At 74.5% G+C, this 21,654-nt stretch carries 21 protein-coding genes; 9 read left to right on the top strand and 12 right to left on the bottom strand.

Annotated elements, in window-relative coordinates; translation table 11 throughout:
- Positions 1-20: 20 nt before the first annotated feature.
- The 3 genes from ACIRD3_RS02505 to ACIRD3_RS02495 all read right to left on the bottom strand — a co-directional run bounded on the left by ACIRD3_RS02505 (position 21) and on the right by ACIRD3_RS02495 (position 2,580).
- On the bottom strand, positions 21-974 hold the full coding sequence (locus ACIRD3_RS02505) for a hypothetical protein (RefSeq protein ID WP_402210347.1): 954 nt from the start codon (positions 972-974) through the stop codon (positions 21-23).
- On the bottom strand, positions 968-1,591 hold the full coding sequence (locus ACIRD3_RS02500; protein ID WP_402210344.1) for a hypothetical protein: 624 nt from the start codon (positions 1,589-1,591) through the stop codon (positions 968-970). Before ACIRD3_RS02500 ends, ACIRD3_RS02505 begins: the two co-directional genes overlap by 7 nt.
- Positions 1,592-1,728: 137 nt before the next feature.
- Positions 1,729-2,580, bottom strand: a complete 852-nt coding sequence (locus ACIRD3_RS02495) for a hypothetical protein (RefSeq protein ID WP_402210341.1) — start codon at positions 2,578-2,580, stop codon at positions 1,729-1,731.
- A 232-nt stretch (positions 2,581-2,812) separates the two neighbouring features.
- Here ACIRD3_RS02495 and ACIRD3_RS02490 point away from each other — a divergent pair, with 232 nt between their 5' ends.
- From ACIRD3_RS02490 to ACIRD3_RS02470, 5 genes are all read left to right on the top strand, one after another.
- Positions 2,813-3,256, top strand: coding sequence for a pyridoxamine 5'-phosphate oxidase family protein (locus ACIRD3_RS02490; RefSeq protein ID WP_402210338.1), 444 nt, complete (start codon positions 2,813-2,815; stop codon positions 3,254-3,256).
- A gap of 101 nt (positions 3,257-3,357) precedes the next feature.
- Positions 3,358-3,810, top strand: coding sequence for a MaoC family dehydratase (locus tag ACIRD3_RS02485; RefSeq protein WP_402210335.1), 453 nt, complete (start codon positions 3,358-3,360; stop codon positions 3,808-3,810).
- A 362-nt stretch (positions 3,811-4,172) separates the two neighbouring features.
- Positions 4,173-5,390 carry an MBL fold metallo-hydrolase gene (locus ACIRD3_RS02480; RefSeq protein ID WP_402210788.1) on the top strand — a complete coding sequence of 406 codons (1,218 nt, stop codon included), beginning with the start codon at positions 4,173-4,175 and terminating at the stop codon, positions 5,388-5,390.
- 181 nt (positions 5,391-5,571) lie between these two features.
- On the top strand, positions 5,572-6,480 hold the full coding sequence (locus ACIRD3_RS02475; RefSeq protein WP_402210332.1) for an acyl-CoA thioesterase: 909 nt from the start codon (positions 5,572-5,574) through the stop codon (positions 6,478-6,480).
- 88 nt (positions 6,481-6,568) lie between these two features.
- Positions 6,569-7,219 (top strand): TetR/AcrR family transcriptional regulator, encoded by a 651-nt coding sequence (locus ACIRD3_RS02470; protein ID WP_402210330.1) that lies wholly within the window; start codon positions 6,569-6,571, stop codon positions 7,217-7,219.
- Between the two features lie 39 nt (positions 7,220-7,258).
- Here the strand turns inward: ACIRD3_RS02470 and ACIRD3_RS02465 are convergent, their stop codons facing one another.
- Entirely contained in the window at positions 7,259-8,515 is a 1,257-nt protein-coding gene (locus tag ACIRD3_RS02465; protein WP_402210327.1) for a sulfite oxidase, read from the bottom strand.
- A gap of 325 nt (positions 8,516-8,840) precedes the next feature.
- Here ACIRD3_RS02465 and ACIRD3_RS02460 point away from each other — a divergent pair, with 325 nt between their 5' ends.
- The 3 genes from ACIRD3_RS02460 (at position 8,841) to ACIRD3_RS02450 (ending at position 10,575) form a co-directional block, all read left to right on the top strand.
- The gene (locus tag ACIRD3_RS02460) at positions 8,841-9,632 is read left to right on the top strand and encodes an alpha/beta fold hydrolase (RefSeq protein ID WP_402210324.1); all 792 of its coding nucleotides are present in this window, start codon (positions 8,841-8,843) and stop codon (positions 9,630-9,632) included.
- A gap of 42 nt (positions 9,633-9,674) precedes the next feature.
- The gene (locus tag ACIRD3_RS02455; protein WP_402210322.1) at positions 9,675-10,046 is read left to right on the top strand and encodes a MerR family transcriptional regulator; all 372 of its coding nucleotides are present in this window, start codon (positions 9,675-9,677) and stop codon (positions 10,044-10,046) included.
- A gap of 349 nt (positions 10,047-10,395) precedes the next feature.
- Complete coding sequence (locus tag ACIRD3_RS02450) at positions 10,396-10,575, top strand: hypothetical protein (RefSeq protein WP_402210319.1); 180 nt, start codon at positions 10,396-10,398, stop codon at positions 10,573-10,575.
- A 198-nt stretch (positions 10,576-10,773) separates the two neighbouring features.
- On the opposite strand, the gene ACIRD3_RS02445 is transcribed toward ACIRD3_RS02450, so the two are convergent.
- Positions 10,774-12,663 (bottom strand): DUF2398 family protein, encoded by a 1,890-nt coding sequence (locus tag ACIRD3_RS02445; RefSeq protein ID WP_402210316.1) that lies wholly within the window; start codon positions 12,661-12,663, stop codon positions 10,774-10,776.
- Positions 12,664-12,970: 307 nt separating this feature from the next.
- On the opposite strand from ACIRD3_RS02445, the gene ACIRD3_RS02440 reads away from it, so the two are divergent.
- Positions 12,971-13,723, top strand: a complete 753-nt coding sequence (locus tag ACIRD3_RS02440) for a lysoplasmalogenase (protein WP_402210313.1) — start codon at positions 12,971-12,973, stop codon at positions 13,721-13,723.
- A gap of 123 nt (positions 13,724-13,846) precedes the next feature.
- On the opposite strand, the gene ACIRD3_RS02435 is transcribed toward ACIRD3_RS02440, so the two are convergent.
- The 7 genes from ACIRD3_RS02435 to ACIRD3_RS02405 form a co-directional block, all read right to left on the bottom strand.
- A complete protein-coding gene (locus ACIRD3_RS02435; RefSeq protein WP_402210310.1) occupies positions 13,847-14,434 on the bottom strand; it encodes a hypothetical protein in 588 nt (195 codons plus the stop codon).
- A gap of 165 nt (positions 14,435-14,599) precedes the next feature.
- Positions 14,600-15,403: an exodeoxyribonuclease III gene (locus ACIRD3_RS02430; RefSeq protein ID WP_402210307.1), complete on the bottom strand. Its 804-nt coding sequence runs from the start codon at positions 15,401-15,403 to the stop codon at positions 14,600-14,602.
- A gap of 174 nt (positions 15,404-15,577) precedes the next feature.
- Positions 15,578-17,368: a gamma-glutamyltransferase gene (ggt, locus tag ACIRD3_RS02425; RefSeq protein WP_402210304.1), complete on the bottom strand. Its 1,791-nt coding sequence runs from the start codon at positions 17,366-17,368 to the stop codon at positions 15,578-15,580.
- Positions 17,369-17,595: 227 nt separating this feature from the next.
- On the bottom strand, positions 17,596-18,708 hold the full coding sequence (locus ACIRD3_RS02420; protein ID WP_402210302.1) for an ROK family glucokinase: 1,113 nt from the start codon (positions 18,706-18,708) through the stop codon (positions 17,596-17,598).
- The gene (locus tag ACIRD3_RS02415; protein ID WP_402210299.1) at positions 18,705-19,547 is read right to left on the bottom strand and encodes an ATP-binding cassette domain-containing protein; all 843 of its coding nucleotides are present in this window, start codon (positions 19,545-19,547) and stop codon (positions 18,705-18,707) included. The genes ACIRD3_RS02420 and ACIRD3_RS02415 overlap by 4 nt, the downstream gene beginning before the upstream one ends.
- Positions 19,544-20,590, bottom strand: a complete 1,047-nt coding sequence (locus ACIRD3_RS02410; RefSeq protein ID WP_402210296.1) for an ABC transporter permease — start codon at positions 20,588-20,590, stop codon at positions 19,544-19,546. The genes ACIRD3_RS02415 and ACIRD3_RS02410 overlap by 4 nt, the downstream gene beginning before the upstream one ends.
- A complete protein-coding gene (locus ACIRD3_RS02405) occupies positions 20,587-21,606 on the bottom strand; it encodes a sugar ABC transporter substrate-binding protein (protein WP_402210293.1) in 1,020 nt (339 codons plus the stop codon). The genes ACIRD3_RS02410 and ACIRD3_RS02405 overlap by 4 nt, the downstream gene beginning before the upstream one ends.
- Positions 21,607-21,654: the final 48 nt, after the last annotated feature.

The following is a 21,654-nucleotide window of genomic DNA, read 5'->3' as shown; positions in this document are numbered from 1 at the left end:
GAATCGCCTGTTCGGCGCGGTCAGTTGAGGACCTGCACCTCGGCGACCCTGAGCGCGAAGACCGCGCTGGTCTGGGACATCGGGATGGTGAAGGTCCGCGGGTTCGGTCCGCCGACGACGACCGCCGTGACCTGCCACTTCATCGTCACCGTGGCGGCGTACGCGCCGTCCTTCTGTGTGCCGGACGCGGCCTTGAACACGAAGCCGCAGTCCGGGGACGCGGCGGCGCCGTACGCGGGGTCGTACGGCGTTCCGGCCGTCGCGCAGGTGGTCGAGAGGCCGTTGCCGAAGCTCCAGTCCGCCTCGACCAGCTTGGGGGTGACGGTGACCGAGATGCCGTGCACCGCCGCCGTCTTCGGCCCCGGTGTGGCGGCGTTCTCCGCCCAGAGCCAGACCGGCGAGTTGACCACCGCGGTGCCGCCGGGCGCCACCCGGGCCACCGGCTTCCCGAAGACGAGCATCTCCTTCGCCTGCTCGACGGCCCTGGCGTCGTCCAGCATGGTCGCCGCGCCGTTCGGCGGGTTGGCGAGGAAGACGACCTGGGCACCGTCCTGGCCGCCGCCGGTCTGCGGGCAGACCTTCGAGTAGAGCGCGCCGTCCTTCGGGTCGTGGCCCTCCCACGCCGGGTCGCCCGCCGCCGGCGGGTTGTCCAGCTGGCGGAAGTAGCAGCCGACGCCGCTGTCGAACCAGCCCCACTGCGGGTCGTAGCAGGCCCACGGGACACCGTGGTAGCTGCACAGCTGCGGGCCGCTCTCCGAACCGCCGCCGCCCCCGCCACCCGGTTTCGTCGAGCCGCCCCCGGGGGTCTTTCCACCGGAATTGGCGTCCGTGCAGATCACGTTCGGGAAACACTGCTCGGCGCCGCCGCTCGGCGGTTCGTCCGCCGTCGCCGTCACGGCCGAGGACAGCAGCACACCGGCCGACAGCGACGCGACGACCGCGAACCGCCGGGCCGGTTTCCGCGCGTTCAGCATGTCCGGTCCACCTCCCGCTTGAACTCGTAGATCAGCCAATGTGCTTGGAACATTCGCAGCGACGCGGTCGCGACATACCTGTTCAGGCGCTGGGCCGGATCCTTTGCGGCCCCGGTGACGGCGTCGACGCGGTGCCAGCCGGTCAGATCGACGCAGTCCTCGATCACGGCGGTCTGCGGATCGGCTTTCACGTCGACGGAGGTCACCACCGGAGAATTGCGCGGTGTTCCGGTCATCACCACTTTGGCGTCGTGGAGTTGGCGGAGACCGGAGAGGGCGTCGGACAGCGCCCGCCCGGAGGAGTACTGCTCCAGCGCGTATCCGTCCGAATCCGATCGCCCGAAGAGTTCGGCCTGGACCTGCCACCAGTCCTGATACGCCTTCAGGGCCACCCGGCCCAGCGCGCCCTCCGGGCCCTCGGTCGGCGCGATCGAGGCGTTTGACGAACCACTCGAAGGAGTTACCGGAGCCACTCCCGCGACCGTGGGCGCAGCCGTCCCGAGATGATCGACGGAACCGTCGGCACCACCGCTCGCACAAGCACCGAGGAGCACCACCAGAACCGCCCCACCGACCCCAACCGCCCCAGGGCGCAACACATTTCCGCGCTGCCGCATGGCCCCACCTCGTCGCGACCGACCCGATCCCTGATCCACGGCCGCCAGAAGAATTCCGCCGTCCCGCCGGTCTTTCCGCTGGGGATCGATTCTTCGCCAACCCACCCCATCACGGCAACACCTCAGGCCCCCTGACCTTACGCGGAAGGCGGTTCCGTCGGGGCACTTTCCCGCCACAGAACGGCCAACAGTTCTTCGGAAAGCGACAATCCGGCCAATGCGCCCCGAACCGCGGCCCGATTGCGCATCAACAGGCGCCCGCCCTGCGGCGGAACGAGCAGGCGCGCGCCCGGCGCACCCGAACTACCGGCCGACTCCCCACCGTCCGTCAGCGCCGCCACGGCGGGCTGGAGGTCCAGCGGGGCGACGGCCGCGGGGGCACCCGGGACGCCCTGCCGCAGGACGGTGGTCAGGGCCCGGCTGAACGAGCCCTCGCCACCCGGCAGTACGGCGTCCCGGCCGCGTCTGCCCGGGGCGTAGCGGCCGATCCGGCCCCACAGCGGGACGCGCGAGTAGCTCAGCAGTTCGCCGGCGCTGTCCTCGCCGCCGCGCTCCAGAGCCGCCCAGGTGTCCCGGTCGGCCACCGCGTCGACCAGCAGCAGCGCCTCCTCCTGGTCCCCGTGCACCATCGCGCTGACCACCCAGTCCCAGGCCAGGCCCCGGCGGTAGGCGTTGTCGGGGGTGCTGCCGCCGGTGACCAGCGCGAGCCGGCGCCCGCGCGGATCGGCCACCACCTGGCCGACCAGGCACACCACCAGCCACCGCCCGTGGTGCTGGGCCGCGTCCCGCACGGCCGTCAGCATCGCGTTGGCGTCCGCGTCCGGCGCCACCGCGGTGACCCGGCAGCCGGCCGCGCCGGTGTCGAAGCACATCCCGGGCAGCACCTCGGCGAGCAGCCGGGCGCCGTCCGGCGCGAACGCCGCACCGCCGAAGGCGCGGTCCGGCCCGCCGTCCGCCCCGACCACCACCAGATCGACCCCGCCCGCCATCGGTCCCCCCTCCTGGCCGGCCCCGGCGCACCCGGGGCCGCCCGCCGCTGTGGTCCGCCCGCCGGGTGGTGCGCGGACGGCCCACCGTCCGCGGCGCCGCTCCGGCCCGCGTCACCGTTCCGCCGCCGGGCAGGCTATCGCCCCGGGCGGACGCCGACGGGGCTCCCGGCCCGTGCGCTCAGGGACCATGGGCCCTATCGACGCGCGCGCCGACCGGAGGACGATCGGACGCATGGAGCGTGAGGACCGTGTGGAGACCCTGAGCGAGGCCGAGTGCCTGCGACTGCTCAGCACCGTGCCCGTCGGACGCGTGGTGTACACCGAGCACGCACTGCCGGCCGTCCTGCCGGTCTCCTTCGAGGTCCTGGACGGGCGGTTGGTGCTCGCCGTGCGCCGGGGAAGTACCACCGCGCGCGGGCTTGACGGCACGGTGGTGGCCTTCCAGGCCGATCTGCTGGACCCGGTCACCCGGACCGGGTGGAGCGTGCTGGTGCACGGGCGGGCCGACCTGGTCCGTGACGCCGCGCAGGTGCGGCGGGTGCTGCGCTCCGGGCTGCGGCCGTGGGTGGGCGACCCGGAGCCGCTGTTCGTCGCCCTGGTGCCGGAGCTGGTGAGCGGCCGCCGGCTGTTCCCCACCGGGCAGGGCACCCCGGGGCGCGCCGCGCTGCGGCCGTGAACGGTCGTCCGGCACCCGACTCCTGACAGATACCGGGCAGTAGGCATACGCTTCCGGCGTCCTGCCCCTCCCCGGGGCCCGTCCCCCTCCAGGAGCGCACCGTGACGAGCTTCGCCTCCCTCGCCGAACTGACCGCCGCCGTCGGCACCGAGCTGGGCACCAGCGAGTGGCACACCATCGAGCAGCGGCAGATCGACCTGTTCGCCGAGGCGACCGGCGACCACCAGTGGATCCACGTGGACCCGGAGCGCGCCAAGGAGAGCCAGTTCGGCTCCACCATCGCGCACGGCTACCTGACCCAGTCGATGATCCCGGTGCTGGCGAAGGAGTGCTACGCCGTCGAGGGCGTGCGGATGGCGCTGAACTACGGCTCGGAGAAGGTGCGCTTCCCGGCGCCGGTGCCCGTGGGCACGGCGATCCGGGCCACCGCCGAGCTGGTCTCCGCCACCGAGGTGCCGGGCGGCGTCCAGGCCGTGGTCCGCTTCACCATCACCAGCGAGCGGAGCGCCAAGCCGCACTGCGTCGCCGAGACGATCACCCGCTTCTACGCCTGACCCCGTTCCACCCCCGAGCCCGGCCCCGCCGGGCCCCGACCGCGCTCCGACCGGGTCCTCGCCCGGCCCTCTCCCGGCCCGGTCCCGGCCGGCCGGGGCCCGGCCGGGTACGCCGATTGGACCGCGCCGGGCCCTCCACCAGGTCCGGACGGCCCACGGCGAGTAACCTCCGACGAGATGGTTGTCGTCTTGCAGCGGCCCCGCCCGCCGCTGCGGTGCGCGCCCCGGCCTGCCCGGTAGCCGTGACCGTCCTTGGAGGAGCCGTGCCCCGCCCCGCCCCGTGGTTCTCCCGCCTCGCCGGTCTGGCCTCGCAGTTCGCCCCGCCGGCCGCCGGCCCCGCCGCCGACCGCGCCGTCCCCGGCTTGGCCGGGCTGCCCCGGGCCGCCTGGCACCGGGTCCGGACCGACGCCTTCGGCGCCGAACCCCGCGGCGAGCGGCTGGCCCGGATCCGCCGCTCCCCGCAGTTCGCCGACGGCGCCTTCCGCAACCCGGTGCCCACCCGCCGCCTGGTGTACGAGCGCAGCCCGCTGGAGATCACCCGCGCCCAGCTGGCCGGGGACAAGACCCGCCGCCTCCCGACCGCCGCCGTCCCGGTGCACCGGCTGCTCCCGACCGACCTGGCCGAACCGCCGGAGTCCGGACTGCGGCTGACCTGGCTGGGCCACGCCACCGTGCTCGCCGAGATCGCGGGGCGGCGCGTCCTGCTCGACCCGGTCTGGGGCGACCGCTGCTCCCCGTTCGGCTGGACCGGCCCCAAGCGGCTGCACCCGGTGCCGCTGCCGCTGTCCGAACTCGGGCCGGTGGACGTCGTCGTGGTCTCCCACGACCACTACGACCACCTGGACATGGCCACCGTCCGGGCGCTGACCGGGACGGACGCGGTGTTCGCCGTGCCGCTCGGGGTCGGGGCGCACCTGGAGCACTGGGGCGTACCGGCCGAGCGGATCGTCGAGCTGGACTGGTGGGAGTCGGCGGAGGTCGCCGGGCTGACCCTGACCGCCACCCCGGCACGCCATTACTGCAGCCGCGGCCCGCGCACCAGCGCGCTGTTCCTCTGGGCGTCCTGGGTGGTGGCCGGCGGCGGGCACCGGATCTTCCACAGCGGGGACACCGGCTACTTCCCCGGGTTCGCCGAGATCGGCCGCCGGCTCGGCCCGTTCGACGCGACGATGGTGCAGGTCGGCGCGTACAGCGACTTCTGGCCCGAGGTGCACATGACGCCCGAGGAGGGCGTGCGGGCACACCTGGACCTGGGCGGCGAGCTGCTGCTGCCGATCCACTGGTGCACCTTCAACCTGGCGCTGCACCCGTGGGAGGAGCCCGCCGAGCGGGTGGTCGCCGCCGCGCAGGCGCTCGGCGCCCGGCTCGCGGTCCCCCGCCCCGGCAAGCCCTTCGAGCCCGCGGCCCCGCCCGCCCTGCGCCTGTGGTGGCGGGCCGTGGCCGCCGCCCCGCGCGGCATCGGGCCGCTGGTCGGCCGGCCGGAGCCGGCCGCGGGGACGGCGACGGGGACGGCGGCCGGAGCGGCGGCCGGAGCGGCGGAGGCGAGTGAGCCGCGCGAACAGGTGACGGAGGTCAGCTGACAACTTTCAGAAGACAACTTTCAGCGAACAGACTTTGAAATCTGTTCGCTGAAAGTCGCCACTCACCCGAGGCGCCCGCCAACTGGAACATGTTCTACGGCGTGACTCCGCGGTCCACCGGACCCTGCGGGCGTTACCCACGTCACACCACCACACGGTTGGCTTCTGCCACTATGGCCTCGTGACCGACCTGACCGAACCGCCCGTCCGCACCGCCCGGGACACCGGCGCGTCCTCCCCGTTCGCCGAGCTGCTGCGGCTGGAGCAGCTGGACGAGAACACGTTCCGGGGCCATTGCCACGCCGGTGCCCCGATGCGCACCTTCGGCGGCCACGTCGCCGCGCAGGCGCTGGTCGCCGCCGGGCGCACCTGCGAGGACGGCCGCCCGGTGCACTCGCTGCACGGCTACTTCCTGCTGCCGGGCAGCCCGGCCCAACCGATCGACTACGTGGTCGAGCGGGTGCGCGAGGGCGTCTCCTACACCACCCGCCGGGTGACGGCGGTGCAGAGGCGGAACGAGATCTTCTCGCTCTCCGTCTCGCTCAAGCACCCCGAACCGGCCGCCGACCGGCACCGCGAGATGCCGCCGCTGCCCGCCCCGGAGTCCCTGCCGGACGCCGTCGCCCACGCACCCGAGGAGGTCCGCCGGATGGTCGCCGCCAGCGGCGGCTTCCGGGACCTCGACGTGCGCTTCGTCCCGCCGGGCGCCCCGGGGGTGCCGCCGTCCGTCCCCGGGCTGCTCCAGCAGTTCGTCTGGATGCGCACCGCCTCCCGGCTGCCCGACGGCGACCCGCTGCTGCACACCGCCGCGCTCACCTACCTGTCCGACCTCACCCTGGCCTCCACCGCCGGGCTGGACGAGCAGCCGAACTTCTTCCAGCGCACCGAACCGCCCACCCTGCTGATGGCCTCGCTGGACCACGCGATGTGGTTCCACCGCCCCTTCCGGGCCGACGAGTGGCTGCTGTTCGCCCAGCGCAGCCCGTCCTCCTCGGACGGCCGCGGGCTGGCGCTCGGCGAGTTCTACGACCGGGGCGGCCGGCTGGTCGCCTCGGCCGTCCAGGAGGCGCTGATCCGCCGCCAGCCGTAGCGCGCCCGGCCCGGTGACGGCCGGGCGAACGCAAGGGGGCCGGTCGGCGTCATACTCCTGAGCGGCCCCGCCCCGTATCATGGTGCGGGTGACCAAGGTTGACCTGTCACCACGGCCGGTGGAGGCGATGTCTCCGCGTCAGCTCGAACGCCGCGAAAGCCTGATCGCGGCCGCGCTCGCCCTGGTGAACGAGATCGGCGTCGAGCGGCTGCAGATGAAGCAGGTCTGCGAGCGGTCCGGAGTCGCCCTGGGGACGGCGTACCGCTACTTCTCGTCCAAGGACCACCTCCTGGCGGCGGCGATCGCCGAGTGGCACCGCCGCCTGCTGGCGGACCTGGTGGCCGAGCTGCGCGGGCCCCGGGCCGGGCTGGGGGACACCGACCGGGCGGTCCGGTTCATCCGGGGCGGGATGCGGGCCTACCAGCGGCAGCCCGAACTCGCCCGGCTGCGGGTGGCCGTCGCCGCCTCCACCGACCCCTTCGCCAGCGAGGCCCTGCAGGGAATGGCCCGGGCCGACAGCACCGCCCTGCAGGCGGTGACGGCCGACGTGCCGGCCGCGTCCAGCGAGCTGGTGCGGCACATCGTCGCCCACGCCTGGCAGGGCGAGCTGACCGCCTGGGTGACCGGCCGCACCACCCTCGGGGACGCCCGCCGTCGACTGGAGGACGTGGTCCGGCTGGTGCTGACCCCGTACGAGACCCGGTACCCGGCCCCGTACGAGGTCCAGTCCACCGGCTGAGCCCCCGTCCGGCCCGGGGTCCGGACCGGCCGCTGACCCTCAGGCGGGTCCGGCCGGCCGGCCGTCCCCGGGGCGGGCTCGGACCACCGTCACCGGGTGGGCCACCACCGCACCGAACAGGTAGCCCTCCCGGTTGGGCTGCGCCCGCTCGGGCTGGCCGTTGCCCAGACGGTCCGTCGCGCGGGCGCGCAGCTCGTACCGGCCGGGCCGCTCGGGGCGCCAGTCGACGCTCCAGCGCGTCCAGTCGTCCGCGTGCGAGCCGCCGTGCAGCGCGGCGCGCCGCCAGGTCCGGCCGCCGTCGGTGCTCACCTCCACCCGGCGCACCGCCGCCGCGCCGGACCACGAGCGCCCGTGCAACCGGTGGTCCCGGCCCGCCTCCAGCACCGCGTCCGGCGCCAGCTCGAAGGCGCTCCGGACCGCCTGCACGCTGAGCGGCGCGCTTCCCCCGGGTGGGTACCCGGGACCGAACATCCGGTAGAAGTCGGTGTCCCAGGGCGAGTGCAACGGGTGGTCGGCGACCTCGATGCTGCCCACCCACTTGATCGAGGCGATGCCCACCCAGCCGGGCACCACCAGCCGCAGCGGCGCGCCGTGGTCGGGCGTCAGCGGCTCGTCGTTCATCTCGTACGCGAGCAGCGCGTCGTCCAGCGCCTTGGCCAGGGGCAGCGGGCGGCGCACCGGCCCGTGGTTGACGCCGTCGACCACGTAGTCCGCGTCCAGACCGGTCGGCAGCAGGTCCACCGCCTCCCCGGTGAGCCCCGCCACCCGCAGCACCTCGGCCAGCCGGACGCCCCGCCAGACCGCCGAACCGATCCCGCCGAGCGTCCACGGCGTCCCGGGCACCCGCAGGCCCTGCTGGCGGCGGAAGTAGTCGCGGCCGTTCCCGGCGCACTCGATCACCGCGCTGATCCGGGTCGCGGGCAGCGCCCGGAGGCCCGCCAGGTCGAACTCCACCGGCCGCTCGGCGGTCGGGCCGCCGCGCAGTCCGCTGCCGAACAGCCGCAGCCGCCAGGTGTCGGGGTCGATCAGCGGGGTGCGGGTGTGGTTGCGGACGAACCAGCGCTCCACCGGCACGTGCCGCCCGACGGTGGCCGCGCCGTCGGCGTCCCGCAGGGCCTCCCAGCGCATCTCGGCGTTGGTGCCGTGCCGGACGAACCACTCGGCGGGCAGCGGCTTGACGATCCCGGACGCGGCGCCGTCGGACGGGACCACGGCGGGCGCGGCACCGTCGGACGGGACCACGGCGGGCGGGGCGTCGTCGGACGGGACGATCCGGGGCGGGACGTTTCCGGACATGGGGCCTGGACACCTCCTCGGCGACCGCCCGGCCCGGGGCAACACCGGCGCGGCCGACGCGGGCACGGCGAGCGCCCCGGCGGCGGAGAGCGTTCGCACGGTGCCCGAACCGCGCTCCGTCCCTCAGCGTAGGCGCTCCGGAGCGGAACGTGACCAGGGCGCCCGGCCCGGGCCGCCCGCGGATCGGGGGCGGAGCCGCGCACTTGACCTTCTCACCAGTGTGAACGCCTACCGTCCCCGGTGTCGAAGGCACCACCGCCGGAAGCGCCACCGGAAGCACCACCGGAAGCACCGGCGGAACCACCGTCCACGAAGGAGCACCGTCATGCCGTCCGCCACCGCTCCGTCCGCGCCGCTCGCCAGGACCGTCCGGGGCTCCGGCCCCGGCCTCCTGCTCGCGCACGGCGCCGGCGGCAGCGCCCGCGACAACTGGGGCCCGCTGCTGCCCGACCTCGCCGCCCACCGCACCGTCGTCGCCCCCGACTACCCCGGCTCCGGCGACAGCCCGTACGAGCCCGGCGCGCTCACCCTGGACGGGCTGGCCGAGCGCCTGGTGGCCGCCGCCGACGAGGAGGGGCTGGAGACCTTCGACCTGGCGGGCTACTCACTCGGCGCCGCCGTCGCCGTCCGGATCGCCACCCGCCACCCCGAGCGGGTCCGCTCACTGCTGCTGCTCGCGGGCGTGGCCGGCGGCTCCGCGCGGATGCGGACGCTCTCCGAGCTGATCGTCGACCTGGAGTCGCGGCCCGAGGACCTCAGCCGGCTGATGCTCGGCGTCGTCTTCGGCGGGAGCTGGGTGGACGCCCTGCCCGCCGATCAGCTCGCGGGGCTGCGCGAGGCGCTCAAGGCCCCGCAGCCGGCCGGTCTCGCGCAGCAGTTCCGGCTCGCCGGGGAGACCGACGTCCGCGCCGAGCTGGCCGCGGTAGCCGTGCCGACGCTGGTGGTCAGCACCGCCGAGGACATGCTCGTGCCGCCGTCCCAGCACCGCCTGCTGGCCGAGGGCATTCCCGGCGCCCGCCTCGTCCGGATCCCCTCCGGGCACCTGCCGACCGTCGAGGCGCTGCCCGAACTGCGCGACGTGGTGCTGGAGTTCCTGAAGGGCCTCGACGAGCACTGAGCCCTCGGGAACACCCCGTCAGGCGGCGGCGTTCGTCCGGTCATGCGCATCGGAGAACTCGCCCGCCTGACCGGGGTGTCCACCCGGCTGCTCCGCTACTACGAGGAACAGGGCCTGCTGCAGCCGGCCCGCACCACGGCCGGCTACCGCGAGTACGGCGAGGAAGACACCGTCCGGGTGTGGCAGGTCCGCAGCCTGCTCGCGGCCGGGCTGAGCACCCGGGTCATCGCCGAGCTGCTGCCCTGCGCCACCGGCCCGGTCCCCGTGCTGGAGGCCTGCCCGGACCTGCTCGCCACCCTGCGCGGCGAACTCGCCGACCTGGACGCCCGGATCGACGACCTCAGCCGCAGCCGCCGGGTGCTCTCCCAGTACCTCGCCACCGCGCGCGACCCGATCGAGGAGCACGCCGCCTGACGGGACGTAGGCCCCGTCCCCGCGTCCGACCGGCGCGCCCTCGCGGCGCTCACGCCACCATCCTCGTCGCGCTGCCGTTCGTCGTGGTGATGCGGGATGCTGCTGCTGTGCGTCTCACCGGTGAAGGAGCTCCGCGGGGGCCCGGCGGCCGGGCCCTCCCGCCTCCACCCCGGCACGGCCTGCGGGACGCCGTACGGGTCACCGTCGGCGATTCGGGCCCACCGCGCTGACCTGCGCAGACGCCCCGCTCGCGAGGAGTGGGGCGTATGCCTCCAACCGACGCCCAACCCCCGCCCGGACTTCACCCGCGCGTACCGACCGTTCACGACGCCCTGGAAGCATCCCTGTCATGAACGCCAGCCCTCAGGCGCCCTACCAGGAACCGCGCTTCCCCCTCCCGCAGCGGCACCGCCGCCTCCTCGCGTGCACCGCCGTGCTCGCCTCCATCGCCCTCGGCACCCTCGGCGTCGGCGCCACCGTGGAAACCGTCGAACACGGCCCCGTCGCCGCCGCCACCGCCAGCAAGTAACCGCACCCCGTCCCCAGCACCGCCGTCCCCGCACCGCGGACGCGGTGCTTCCGCCTTTCCGGGCAGCGTTACGCCCGCCGCACGCAGCAGGAGGGAATCAAAGGGCCGGGCGGGAATGACGGCCAGTGCCGGGGTTGGGGTACTGCCGGCCCTCCGCCCTCCCGAGCCCCCGAGGGCCCAGGACCCACCCAGCCGCCGTCAGGCCCGCTGCTCGGTGCGGGGGGCGGGCGGCGTGGGGATGAAGGGCGCCGGGCGGGAGTGGCGGCCGGTGCCCGGGGTGGGGTGCAGGTCGGGGGCGGGGGCGAAGCGGGCGGCGTGCGGGCGGAGGTGCCAGGTCGGGGGGCGCTTGGGCTGGGGGGTGGGCGTGATCAGGCCGAGGCGGTGGAGCAGGTCCAGGGCGTCACGGCGCAGGGCGGTGCGGTCGGAGAGGTAGCGGGCCGGGAGGCCGTACTCGTCGGCGATGTCACCGAGCACACCGTCTATCAGCGCGTCGGGGATCGGGACGTCACCCTCCGCCGCCTCGCCGGGCAGCGGGCGGACCTCCTCGACCAGGCGCTCGACCAGCAGCAGGGTGGCCTGGGCGAGGGTGCCGGCACCGGGGAAGGCCAGGTCGGTCAGCTCGGCCGCCGGGTCGAGCAGGGCGACGCCCTCGGCCCGCAGTTCGGTCTCCAGGCCGAGGAAGTCGGCCAGCGCGGCGGGGCCGCTGAGCCGGTGCTCGGACAGCCAGGCGCGGCGCTCCTCGGAGAGGTCGGCGGCGAGGACGGCGGGCGTCTCGGCGAGGAGGCGGCGTACGGCGGTGGCGGGTTCGGCCTCGGCGGCGCGGCGGATCAGGTCTGCGGCGTCGGCGGCCAGGGCGGGCGGTCCGGCCGGGACGGCGCGGGCGAGTTCGCGGTCCACGGTCAGGACGAAGGTGTCGTCGACGGGGTCGGCGGGGTCGGCCGGGAGGTCCCCGAGCACCTGCCACTCGGCCAGCACGGCCAGCGCCATGGCGAGGTCGGCCGGGTCAGCGGACAGCTCGGGCGCGGCGGCGCACATCGCGTCGAGCAGCCGCCGGAGCCCGAGTTGCTCCGGCGCGTCGACCAACAGGGCCAGTGCGAGGGCGAGTTGGGCGTAACCGCCGGGGGTGAAGGGCGCGCCGGTGACGGGGTGGTCGAGGCGACGGGCGCCGCCGGGGCCGAGGCCGGCCTTGCAGAGGCGGGCGTGCCAGGGCCCGACGTCGAGGCGGTAGCCGAGCAGGGTGTCGAAGCGTTCGGCGAGCCAGTCGCGGTGACGGCGGATCAGCGGGAAGCCGTCGGCGTGCGGGCCGGAGGCGGTGACCAGCGGGTGGGCGAGCAGCAGCCGGGCAGCGATCCGGCGCTCGGCGGCCGGGAGCTCCTGGCCGGAACGATCCTGCGCGACCGGGGAGAGATCGGGGCGGACGGGGCCGGCCTCCCCGAGTGCCACCGGGCTGCGCTCGGGCTTGCGGTGCCTGCCGGGCCTGCCCGGCTTGGCCCCTGACCGGACGACGGGCAGCGCCTCCGCATCGCGCTTGGCGCGGCGCGGGCCGCCGTCGGCGCGGGCCTCAAGGGAGCGCGGGGAGGCGGCGGCGTGCGCGGTGGGGCCGTGCCACCAGCTGATATCGGGGTCGGCGGGTTCGGCGGACGCGCCGAGGTGACGGGCGGGGTAGAGGCCGAAGGAGGCGGCGCAGAGGTCGTCGGCCGCGGCGGGGGTGGCGGCGGCGAACCAGTGCGCCAGTCGCAGCAGGCCGGGATCGGGCGAAAGGGCGGCACCGTGGGGCGCGTCGTGGGAAGCGCCGGGGAGCGCGTCGTCGGGGGCGCCGGGGAACGCGTCGTCGGGGGCGCCCAGAGGAGCGCCGTGCGGGGAAGCGACGGCCTGCGCGCCGTCAGCACCACCCGCGTGGGCGGTGCCAGGTACCGCGTCAGCAGCCTCGGCCAGGCCGGGGAGGTCGGCAGCGTCGGCGTCGATCCGCGCGGCTCCGCGTACGGCGAGGACGGCGTCGGCGGTTCCCCGACCTGCCCCGCCCGTTCGTCCGTCCGGCCTGCCGACGGCCACCCGGGTGGCGCCGACCGCGTACTCCTGCTGATCCATGTCGGGGTCCAGACTAGACGGTGCCCGGGTCACCCGGTGGCAGCAACCGTCCTCCTGAGGAAGTCTCCGCAAGAGCCCTCGAACCGGCCGCGCGCCCTCCGCTCCCAGGCGAGCCGCCGGGCCGGGCTCCCCGATCGGTTCCCCTCCGGGCTCCCGGGCGGGCCGCCGGGGGGCGCCTCCCGACCCGATCGTCACCCGCCGGGCGCCGGCCGGGTTACGCACCGGTAACCTGTCCTTCCGCCGCCGGTCCGCCTCTTCCGGGGTCGGCGCGGATCCCCACTGTCCGACCGTCGGAGGACGCTCCAGCATGAGTATTCGTACGACCACCCGTGCCGTCCTCGGTGCGCGGCTGCGCTCGGCCTCCGGTCTGCTGGGCGGCTTCGCGGCCACCTCGGCGGCGCACCTGGGCTCGATCCTGTCCGGGGCCCCGGTCCCGCAGAACGCCACCAAGCCGGCGCTGATGCCACTGCTGGCCGCGCACAGCGTGGCAGCGGCCAGGGAGGCCGGGCGGGAGGCGCCGAAGCTGCTGGCGCCGGCCCTGCTGCTGAGCACGGGCGGGGACGTGCTGCTCCAGCTGAAGAACGACCCCGCGTTCCTCGCCGGGATGGGCTCCTTCGCGGCGGCGCACGTCTGCTACGTGACGATGTTCGTCCAGCGCGGGGCGCTCACCGACCGCCGCCGGGCCCTGGTGGTCGCGGCCGCGTACGCGACGGCCTGGGTGGTCCTGGTCGGCCGGCTCTGGCCTGACCTCGGGGACCTCCAGGTCCCGGTGGCCGGGTACAGCCTGCTGCTCACCTCGACGGCCGTCACCTCGGCCGGGTTGGGCTGGCGGACCGGGCTGGGCGGGGCGCTGTTCCTGCTCTCCGACACGCTGATCGCCACCAAGCTGGCGAAGTGGCGGGAACTGCCGGGGCATCAGTTCTGGATCATGGCGACCTATGTGCTGGCCCAGTACCTGCTGGCCAGTGGCATCCTCGCGCACGAGGAGCGGTGCGAGCAGGAGGGCGGGCCCGAGCGGGCGGGCGGCCTCCCACAGCGGGACGCGCTCCAGCCGGCCTGACACACCGCCGCAGGGCCTGACACGCCGCCGCAGGCCTGGCACACCACCCGCAGTCCTGGAACACCGCCGCGCCGCCGGTCCCGTCAGGGGTCCGGCGGCGCGGGGCCTTGGAGGCGAGGGCCTTCAGGCACCACGCCTCCGCAGCAGCCAGAAACCGCCGACTCCGCCCGCGACCAGCGCGAGGCCGCCGGCCAGCTCCGCCGGGTTCTCCGCGACCGAGCCGCCGAGGCCGGTCTGCACGGCGCCGTGCGGGGCGATCTGCTGGCTGCCGGCACCGGACTGCCCGAGCGACCCGGCCCACTCCCCCGCCGCCTTGCCCCAGTCGCCGAGGCCGTTGTCGGGGGCGGTGGCGGAGACGGTGGTGACCGTCACGCTGGTGGAGAAGGCACCGCCGTCCGGGCAGGTGCCGTCGACCTTGCTGTCCCCGGAGTGCTGGGAGGCGAGCCGGGCGGAACCGGTGTGCTTGCCGTCGGAGCCCAGGGTGAGGGTCGCGGGACCGCCCTCGAAGGCGGCGGAGTGCGCGGTGATCGTCTTGGCGTCGGGCTTGTCCGACTTCTCGCAGGAGACCGTGACCGTCACGGTCTGGCCCGGCGCGGCCTGGGACGGGCTGACCGAGGCCGCGCCGTCCCTGGCGGAAGCGAGGGGGGCCGTCAAGCCGGTCAGCGCCGTCGCTCCGATCAGCGCGGCGGCGGCCGTACGCATGGGGCGCATGCCGGAACCTCCGGGATTCTCGGGCACAGCCGGGGACTCCCATGTCCACGTGGTCGATCAACTGCACCCGGTCATTCACCGACGGTAGGGAGGCGCCCCGGGCTCGGCCAGCGCTCAGGACCGTTCGGGTTACGGCCCGTCACCCGGAGTGACTCCCCGTGGGGCTCACAGGTCGAGGTCGACCACGACCGGCGCGTGGTCCGAGGTGCCCTTGCCCTTGCGGGCCTCGCGGTCGACGTAGCTGTCGGTGACGGCGTCCGCGAAGGCCTTGTTGGCGTAGGTGAGGTCGATCCGCATGCCCCGGTTCTTGGGGAAGGCCAGCTGGCGGTAGTCCCAGTAGGTGTAGGGGCGGTCGTACTTCAGCGGGCGGGGCACCACGTCCTGCAGGCCGATCTCGCCGAGGGCCTCCAGCGCGGCGCGCTCGACCGGGGTGACGTGGGTGAGGCCCTCGAAGGCGGCGACGTCGAAGACGTCCTCGTCGCTCGGGGCGATGTTGAAGTCCCCGAGGACGGCGAACGGCCGGGAGCCGGCGGCGTCCTCGACGGCGGCCTTGCGCAGCGCCTCCAGCCACTCCAGCTTGTAGTGGTAGTGCGCGTGGCCGACCTCGCGGCCGTTGGGCACGTACACCGACCAGACCCGGACCGGGCCGCAGGTGGCGGCGATGGCGCGCGGCTCGACGTCGGGCAGCAGGGCGCCGTCGGCGAGGTAGCCGGGCTGGCCGGGCAGGTCGCGCACGACGTCCTCCAGGCCGAGCCGGGAGACGACGGCGACGCCGTTCCACCGGCCGGTGCCGTGGGCGGCCGTCTCGTAGCCGAGCTCGCGGACCTCGTCGTAGGGGAAGGCGTCGGCCGCGCACTTGAGCTCCTGGAGGCAGAGCACGTCGGGCTTGGCGCTCTCCAGCCACTCCAGGAGCTTGGGCAGCCGCGCGGTGACGGAGTTGATGTTCCAGGTGGCGATGCGGACGGTCACGGCGGGCGGCCTTCCCGGTGGTTCGGTACGGACGGGGTACGGGCGGAGCACGGACGGGGTGGGCCACCCTCGCGAGGGAGACCCACCCCGAACATACCGCCCGGCACTGACAATCCGGACGGCCCCGGCGTTCGGCCGCCGGGGCCGACCCCGGTCGGCGCCCTGACGACCCGGTCAGCGCGCCGGGCGGACCACCGCCGCCGACCCGCCGCCGCGGCGCACCGGCTCCGCCGCGGCCACCCAGCGACCGTCCGGCAGGCGTTCCACGCCGGTGGCGGCGCCGATCTCGGCCACGCTCGCGAAGGCGTGCCCCAACGCCTCCAGCCCGGCCCGCTCGGGCAGTGCCAGGAAGGCGGGCTCGGCCTGGGTCGCCGCGGTGTTGCGCTGGCTGGCGCGCGGCGCGGCGATCGCCTGCTCCAGGCTCAGGCCGCGGTCCAGCCGTCCGAGCAGCACCTGCAGGGTGGTGGTGATGATGGTCGCGCCGCCGGGGCTGCCGGTGGCGAGGAACGGCTCGCCGTCGCGCAGGACCACGGTCGGGGACATCGAGGAGCGCGGCCGCTTGCCCGGGCCCGGCAGGTTGGGGTCGGGGACGCCGGGGGCGAGCGGGGTGAAGTCGAAGTCGGTCAGCTCGTTGTTGAGCAGGAAGCCGCGGCCGGGGACGGTGATGCCGCTGCCGCCGGTCTGCTCGATGGTGAGCGTGTAGGAGACGACGTTGCCCCAGCGGTCGGCGACGGTCAGGTGCGTGGTGTTGGGGCCCTCGTACGGCTCGGCGACGGCCTGGCCGGTGTCCGCGCAGTCGGCCGGGTGGCGCGGGTCGCCGGGGGCGAGCGGGCTGGTGAGCGCGCGGTCGGGGTTGATCAGGCAGGCCCGGGAGGCGGCGTAGCGCTCGGAGAGCAGCTGCTTGGTGGGGACGTCGACGGCGGCCGGGTCACCGACCCAGCGGTTGCGGTCGGCGAAGGCGATCCGGGAGGACTCCAGGAAGTGGTGGTAGTACTGCGTGCCGCTGTAGCCGGAGACGTCACCGCCGTCCTCCAGGATGTTGAGCGCCTCGCCGACGGTGGTGCCGCCGGAGCTGGAGGGGGCCATCGAGTAGACGTCGTAGGCGCCGTGGGCGACGTGGGTGGGCGCCTGTTCGCGGACCCGGTAGGAGGCCAGGTCGGCGGTGTCGACCTGGCCGGGGCGGGCGTTGCGCCCGGAGGCCGGGTCGACCGGCGGCCGCTGCAGGGTGTTGACGATGTCCTGGGCCAACTGCCCCTGGTAGAAGGCCTTGACGCCGTCCTTGGCGAGCAGCCGGTAGGTGGCGGCGAGGTCCGGGTTGCGCAGGACGCTGCCGGTCTCCGGGGGCTTGCCGCCGGGCAGGTAGAGCTTGGCGGTGGCCGGGAAGTCCTTGAACCTGGCCTGGTTGTCGGCGGTCTGGCCGCGGAAGGTGTCGTCCACGACGAAGCCCTGGTCGGCGATCCGCTCGGCGGGCTGGAGGACCTGGGCGAGCGAGCGGGTGCCCCAGCTGCGCAGCGCGGCGTCCCAGGTGGCGGGGGTGCCGGGGACGCCGACGGACAGGCCGCTGGTGACGGCGTCGGCGAAGGGCAGCGGCTTGCCGCCCTCCAGGAACAGCCCGGCGTCGGCGCCGCGGCCGGCCGTCTCGCGGCCGTCGATGGTGTGCACCCGGCCGGTGGCGTGGTCGTAGTAGACGAAGTACCCGCCGCCGCCGATGCCGGAGGAGTACGGCTCGGTGACCCCGAGGGCGGCCGCGGCGGCGACCGCCGCGTCCACGGCGTTGCCACCCTTGCGCAGCACCTCGATCCCGGCGGCGGTGGCGTCGGCGTCGACGGTGGCCACCGCTCCGCCCCAGCCCACTGCCTCGGGCACCTTCGGCGGCGGGGCCGCGGCCCCGGCCGGCAGTGCGGTGGACCACACCAGTGCGGTGGTGAGCAGCAGGGGTGGTGCCAGGCGGGTCAGAGCCCTCATCCGAGTCCTCCTGAGTCGACGTCAACTCAGTTGTTCCACAGGAGGGATGATCCGACAACCTCATCACCCGGCTACCGACGGGTAGTTGACAGGGCGGAAGCAAACGGCGGACCGGGAACGGCGAACAGAGTTCAGCGAACAGATTTCATCATCTGTTCGCTGAACTCTGTTTGTTGAACTCTGTTGAACCGCGCCCGCCGAACCCCGCCCGCTGAAGGCGTCAGCCGTCAGCCGTCGGCCGTCGTGCGCTCCACCCGCCGCCGCTTGATGGTCCGGAAGCGCCGGGCCACCTGGCGGGCGAGGTCGGCGGCGCCGACCAGGCCGGCCTCGTTGCCGAGGGCGGCGTGCACGATGCCGGCCTCCGGGCGGAAGCCGCGGCCGGTGAGGGTGCGCCGGAAGGTGTCCCGGGCCGGGCCGAGCAGCAGGTCGCCGGCCTCGGAGACGCCACCGCCGATGACGAAGCGGCCCGGGTCCAGCCCCGCCGCCAGGTTGGCGATGCCGACGCCGAGCCAGGTGCCGACCTCGTAGAGCAGCTCGATGGCGGTCGGGTCGCCGTCCTTCGCCGCCGCGGTGACCAGCGGGCCGGTGATGCCCTCGACCGTCCCGCCCGCCCGGGCGAGCAGCGGCTGCACCACCGGGGACTCCTCGGCGACCAGTTCGCGGGCGTCGCGCACCAGCGCGTTGCCCGAGGAGTACTGCTCCCAGCAGCCCCGGTTGCCGCACGGGCAGCGGTGGCCGCCGGGCAGCACCTGCATGTGCCCGAACTCGCCCGCCAGGCCGTACTTGCCCCGGTCGACGTACCCGTCCCGGACCACCGCGCCACCGATGCCGGTGCCCAGGGTGAGCATCACCATGTGGTCCTCGCCGCGCCCGGCGCCGAAGCGCCACTCGGCCCAGGCGGCCGCGTTGGCGTCGTTCTCCACGATCACCGGGAACCGCAGCCGCTCGCTGAGCGCCTGCTGGAGCGGCTCGTTGCGCCAGTTGAGGTGCGGGGCGAACAGCACCCGGGAGCGTTCGGCGTCGACCCAGCCGGCCGCGCCGACGCCGACGGCGTGGACGTCGTGCCGGTCGGCGAGCTGCAGCACCAGCTCGACGATGACGTCCTCGACCACCTTGGGGCTCTTGCTCTTGTCCGGCGTGTCGGTGCGCAGCTTCTCCAGCACCTTGCCCTCGCCGTCCACCACTCCGGCGACCACCTTGGTGCCACCGATGTCGACGCCGATCGTGGGCAGTCGCAGTATGCCCGCGGGCAGGGCGCGGCGGCGGCGCTCGGCGCGCGGGCCGAGGCCGAGCAGGGCGGGCAGGACGGGTGGCCGGGTGCTGCCTTGAGGGGTGGTCACGGCTGCGAACGCTCCTCACGGGAGTCGGAGTCGGAGGGACGGGCCAGCTCGTGCGACAGCTCGGCGAGGTCGGAGCCGCCGGCCATCTCGGTGGTGAGCTGTTCCAGGCTGATCTCGGCGCGCGGGTGGCTGCCCGCCATCCGGCCCCGCTTGAGCAGGGTGAAGTGGTCGCCGACCAGGTACGCGTGGTGCGGGTTGTGGGTGATCAGGACGACCCCGAGCCCGGCGTCGCGGGCGGCGGTGACGTACTTGAGCACCACTCCGGACTGCTTGACGCCGAGCGCGGCGGTCGGCTCGTCCAGGATCAGCACCTTGGCGCCGAAGTGCACCGCGCGGGCGATCGCCACGCACTGGCGCTGTCCGCCGGAGAGGGTGCCGATCGGCCGGTCGACGTCGTGCAGGTCGATGCCCAGCGCGGCGAGCGCCTCGCGGGTGGTGGCGCGCATGCCGTCGGCGTCCAGGCGCAGGCCGCCCCAGCGGCGCAGGCCCCGCTCGGAGCCGAGGAAGAAGTTGCGCCAGACCGGCATCAGCGGGACGACGGCGAGGTCCTGGTAGACGGTGGCGATGCCGCGGTCCAGGGCCTGGCGCGGGGAGTCGAAGCGGACGTCCTCGCCGCCCAGGGTGTAGCGGCCCTCGTCGTGCCGGTGCAGCCCCGAGATGATCTTGATCAGGGTGGACTTGCCCGCGCCGTTGTCGCCGAGCACGCAGCTGATCTCACCGGCCCGCAGGGTCAGCGAGACGTCCTGGAGCGCCCGGACGGAGCCGTAGCTCTTGCCGACGCCCTCCAGGGACAGCAGCTCGGTGTTCTCGGTGCTCATGGCCGCTTCCTCGGTGCTCATCGCGGCCCCCGTTCGGCCCGGCGCTTGACGTAGGCGTTCAGCAGCGCGGCCAGCAACAGCATCGCGCCGAGGAAGAACTTGAACCAGTCCGGGTTCCACTCCGCGTAGATGATGCCCTTGCTCGCCATGCCGAAGATCAGCGCGCCGAGCGCGGAGCCGACCACCGAGCCGTAGCCGCCGGTGATCAGACAGCCGCCGATGACGGCCGCGACGATGTAGATCAGCTCGTTGCCGACGCCCTCGCCGGACTGCACGGTGTCGAAGGAGAACAGCAGGTGCTGGCCGAGCACCCAGGCGCCGAAGCCCACGCCCAGGTAGAGCACGGTCTTGGTGCGGGCGACCGGCACGCCGACCGCGCGGGCGGCGGCCGCGTCGCCGCCGACGGCGAAGATCCAGTTGCCGAAGCGGGTGCGCAGCAGCACCCAGCTGCCGACCACCAGCAGACCGAGCCACCACCAGACGGTCGCCTTGATCGTCAGCCCGCCGACGGTGACCTCGGAGGCGAACAGCCGGCGGCAGGTCTCGAAGCCCTCCATGTCGGCGATCGACTTGGTGGAGACGGTGCCGGAGACCGCCTTGGTGACGCCCAGGTTGGCACCGGTCAGCATCAGGAAGGTGCCGAGGGTGACGATGAAGCTGGGCAGCTTGGTGCGGCCGAGCATCCAGCCGTTGAACCAGCCGATCGCCAGCGTGGTCGCGAGCGAGACCAGGACGCCGACCCAGGTCACCGCGGTGAACTGGTACGAGACCATCGAGGAGGTCAGCGCGGCGGTGGTGACCAGCACGCCGGCCGAGAGGTCGAACTCGCCGCCGATCATCAGCAGCGAGACCGGCACCGCCATGATCCCGATGGTGGACGCCGCGTAGAGCACGGTGCCCAGCGAGGAGACCCGCAGGAAGGGCTCGGCGACGACGGCGAAGACCAGGAACACCGCGACGGCGGCGATCAGCGAGCCCAGCTCCGGGCGGGCGAGGAGGCGTCTCAGGGCCGCCGGACGGTCCTCGAGCAGGCCGTCCTGGGCGAGGAGGTCCGGACCGCTCACCTGGTCCCCCTCGCGACGTACTCGGCGAGCGCGTCGGCGTCGTCCTTGGTGAGGATCTGCGGGCCGGTCTCGACGGGCTTGCCGCCGCCGAGCATGTCCAGGTTGGACTTGTACAGCCAGAGCAGGTCCACGCCCTCGTAGCCCTGGAGGTAGGGCTGCTGGTCGACGGCGAAGCCGACGCTGCCGGACTTGAGCCCGGCGACCACCTGCTGGCCGAGGTCGAAGGTGTCCAGCTCGACCTGGCGGTGGGCGTCCTGGACGGCCTGCAGGCCGGTGGCGGCCATCGAACCGGAGAGGGTCAGCACGGTGTCGATGGACTGGTCGGCCTGGAGCTTGGCGGAGATCGCGGCGCGGGCGTCGGGCATGTCGACGCCGTTGACGTAGAGCACCTGGAAGGACCCGCCGGCGTTGGACCGGGCGCCGGAGCAGCGCTGCTCCTGGCCGACGTTGCCCTGCTCGTGGATGACGCAGAGCACGTTCTTGCGGCCGCGGGCGGCCAGCTGGGTGCCGGCCGCCTGGCCGGCGGTGGACTCGTCCTGGCCGATGTGGGTCAGCGCGCCGAACTTCTGCGAGAAGTCCTGGCCGGAGTTGATGGTGATCACGGGGATGCCGGCCGCCTTCGCCTTGGCGAGGACGTCGGCCATCGCCTCGCCCTTGGCGAGGGTGACCAGCAGGCCGTCGACCTTCTGGTCGATGGCGGCCTGGACGAGCTGGACCTGGTTCTGGGTCTGCGCGTCGTTGGAGTACAGGAAGGTGATGTTGTCCTTGGCCGCAGCCTGCTCGGCGCCCTTGCGCACGGTGTCCCAGAAGGCGTCGCCGGCCCCGGAGTGGGTCACCATGGCGATCTTCCAGCGCGGGGTGGTGACGGCGCTGCCGCCGGCGGCCGCGGCCTTGGCCCGGGCCTCCTCGGCGCGTCTGCCCCCGGTACTGCTGCAGCCCGCCGCGGCGACCGCGAGGGCCAGGACGGCACACACGGGCCACAAGCGGCGGGACGGACGAAAGCGGCTGTTGCTCATCCCCATAGTTTCCCTGGCCGGGCCGCACGCGATCACACCGCCTCGCCC

It is taken from the genome of Kitasatospora sp. NPDC093550, from assembly GCF_044764985.1.
Classification (GTDB): domain Bacteria; phylum Actinomycetota; class Actinomycetes; order Streptomycetales; family Streptomycetaceae; genus Kitasatospora.
This window is presented reverse-complemented; position numbering and strand designations above follow the sequence as displayed.

What these genes read in the sequence shown, in the direction of transcription:
- ggt (WP_402210304.1), bottom strand. Translation starts at nt 17,368, where the DNA reads ATGAGGGCTCTGACCCGCCTGGCACCACCCCTGCTGCTCACCACCGCA.
- ACIRD3_RS02450 (WP_402210319.1), top strand. Translation starts at nt 10,396, where the DNA reads ATGAACGCCAGCCCTCAGGCGCCCTACCAGGAACCGCGCTTCCCCCTC.
- ACIRD3_RS02445 (WP_402210316.1), bottom strand. Translation starts at nt 12,663, where the DNA reads ATGGATCAGCAGGAGTACGCGGTCGGCGCCACCCGGGTGGCCGTCGGC.
- ACIRD3_RS02495 (WP_402210341.1), bottom strand. Translation starts at nt 2,580, where the DNA reads ATGGCGGGCGGGGTCGATCTGGTGGTGGTCGGGGCGGACGGCGGGCCG.
- ACIRD3_RS02435 (WP_402210310.1), bottom strand. Translation starts at nt 14,434, where the DNA reads ATGCGCCCCATGCGTACGGCCGCCGCCGCGCTGATCGGAGCGACGGCG.
- ACIRD3_RS02405 (WP_402210293.1), bottom strand. Translation starts at nt 21,606, where the DNA reads ATGAGCAACAGCCGCTTTCGTCCGTCCCGCCGCTTGTGGCCCGTGTGT.
- ACIRD3_RS02440 (WP_402210313.1), top strand. Translation starts at nt 12,971, where the DNA reads ATGAGTATTCGTACGACCACCCGTGCCGTCCTCGGTGCGCGGCTGCGC.
- ACIRD3_RS02415 (WP_402210299.1), bottom strand. Translation starts at nt 19,547, where the DNA reads ATGAGCACCGAGGAAGCGGCCATGAGCACCGAGAACACCGAGCTGCTG.
- ACIRD3_RS02465 (WP_402210327.1), bottom strand. Translation starts at nt 8,515, where the DNA reads ATGTCCGGAAACGTCCCGCCCCGGATCGTCCCGTCCGACGACGCCCCG.
- ACIRD3_RS02505 (WP_402210347.1), bottom strand. Translation starts at nt 974, where the DNA reads ATGCTGAACGCGCGGAAACCGGCCCGGCGGTTCGCGGTCGTCGCGTCG.
- ACIRD3_RS02455 (WP_402210322.1), top strand. Translation starts at nt 9,675, where the DNA reads ATGCGCATCGGAGAACTCGCCCGCCTGACCGGGGTGTCCACCCGGCTG.
- ACIRD3_RS02500 (WP_402210344.1), bottom strand. Translation starts at nt 1,591, where the DNA reads ATGCGGCAGCGCGGAAATGTGTTGCGCCCTGGGGCGGTTGGGGTCGGT.
- ACIRD3_RS02460 (WP_402210324.1), top strand. Translation starts at nt 8,841, where the DNA reads ATGCCGTCCGCCACCGCTCCGTCCGCGCCGCTCGCCAGGACCGTCCGG.
- ACIRD3_RS02490 (WP_402210338.1), top strand. Translation starts at nt 2,813, where the DNA reads ATGGAGCGTGAGGACCGTGTGGAGACCCTGAGCGAGGCCGAGTGCCTG.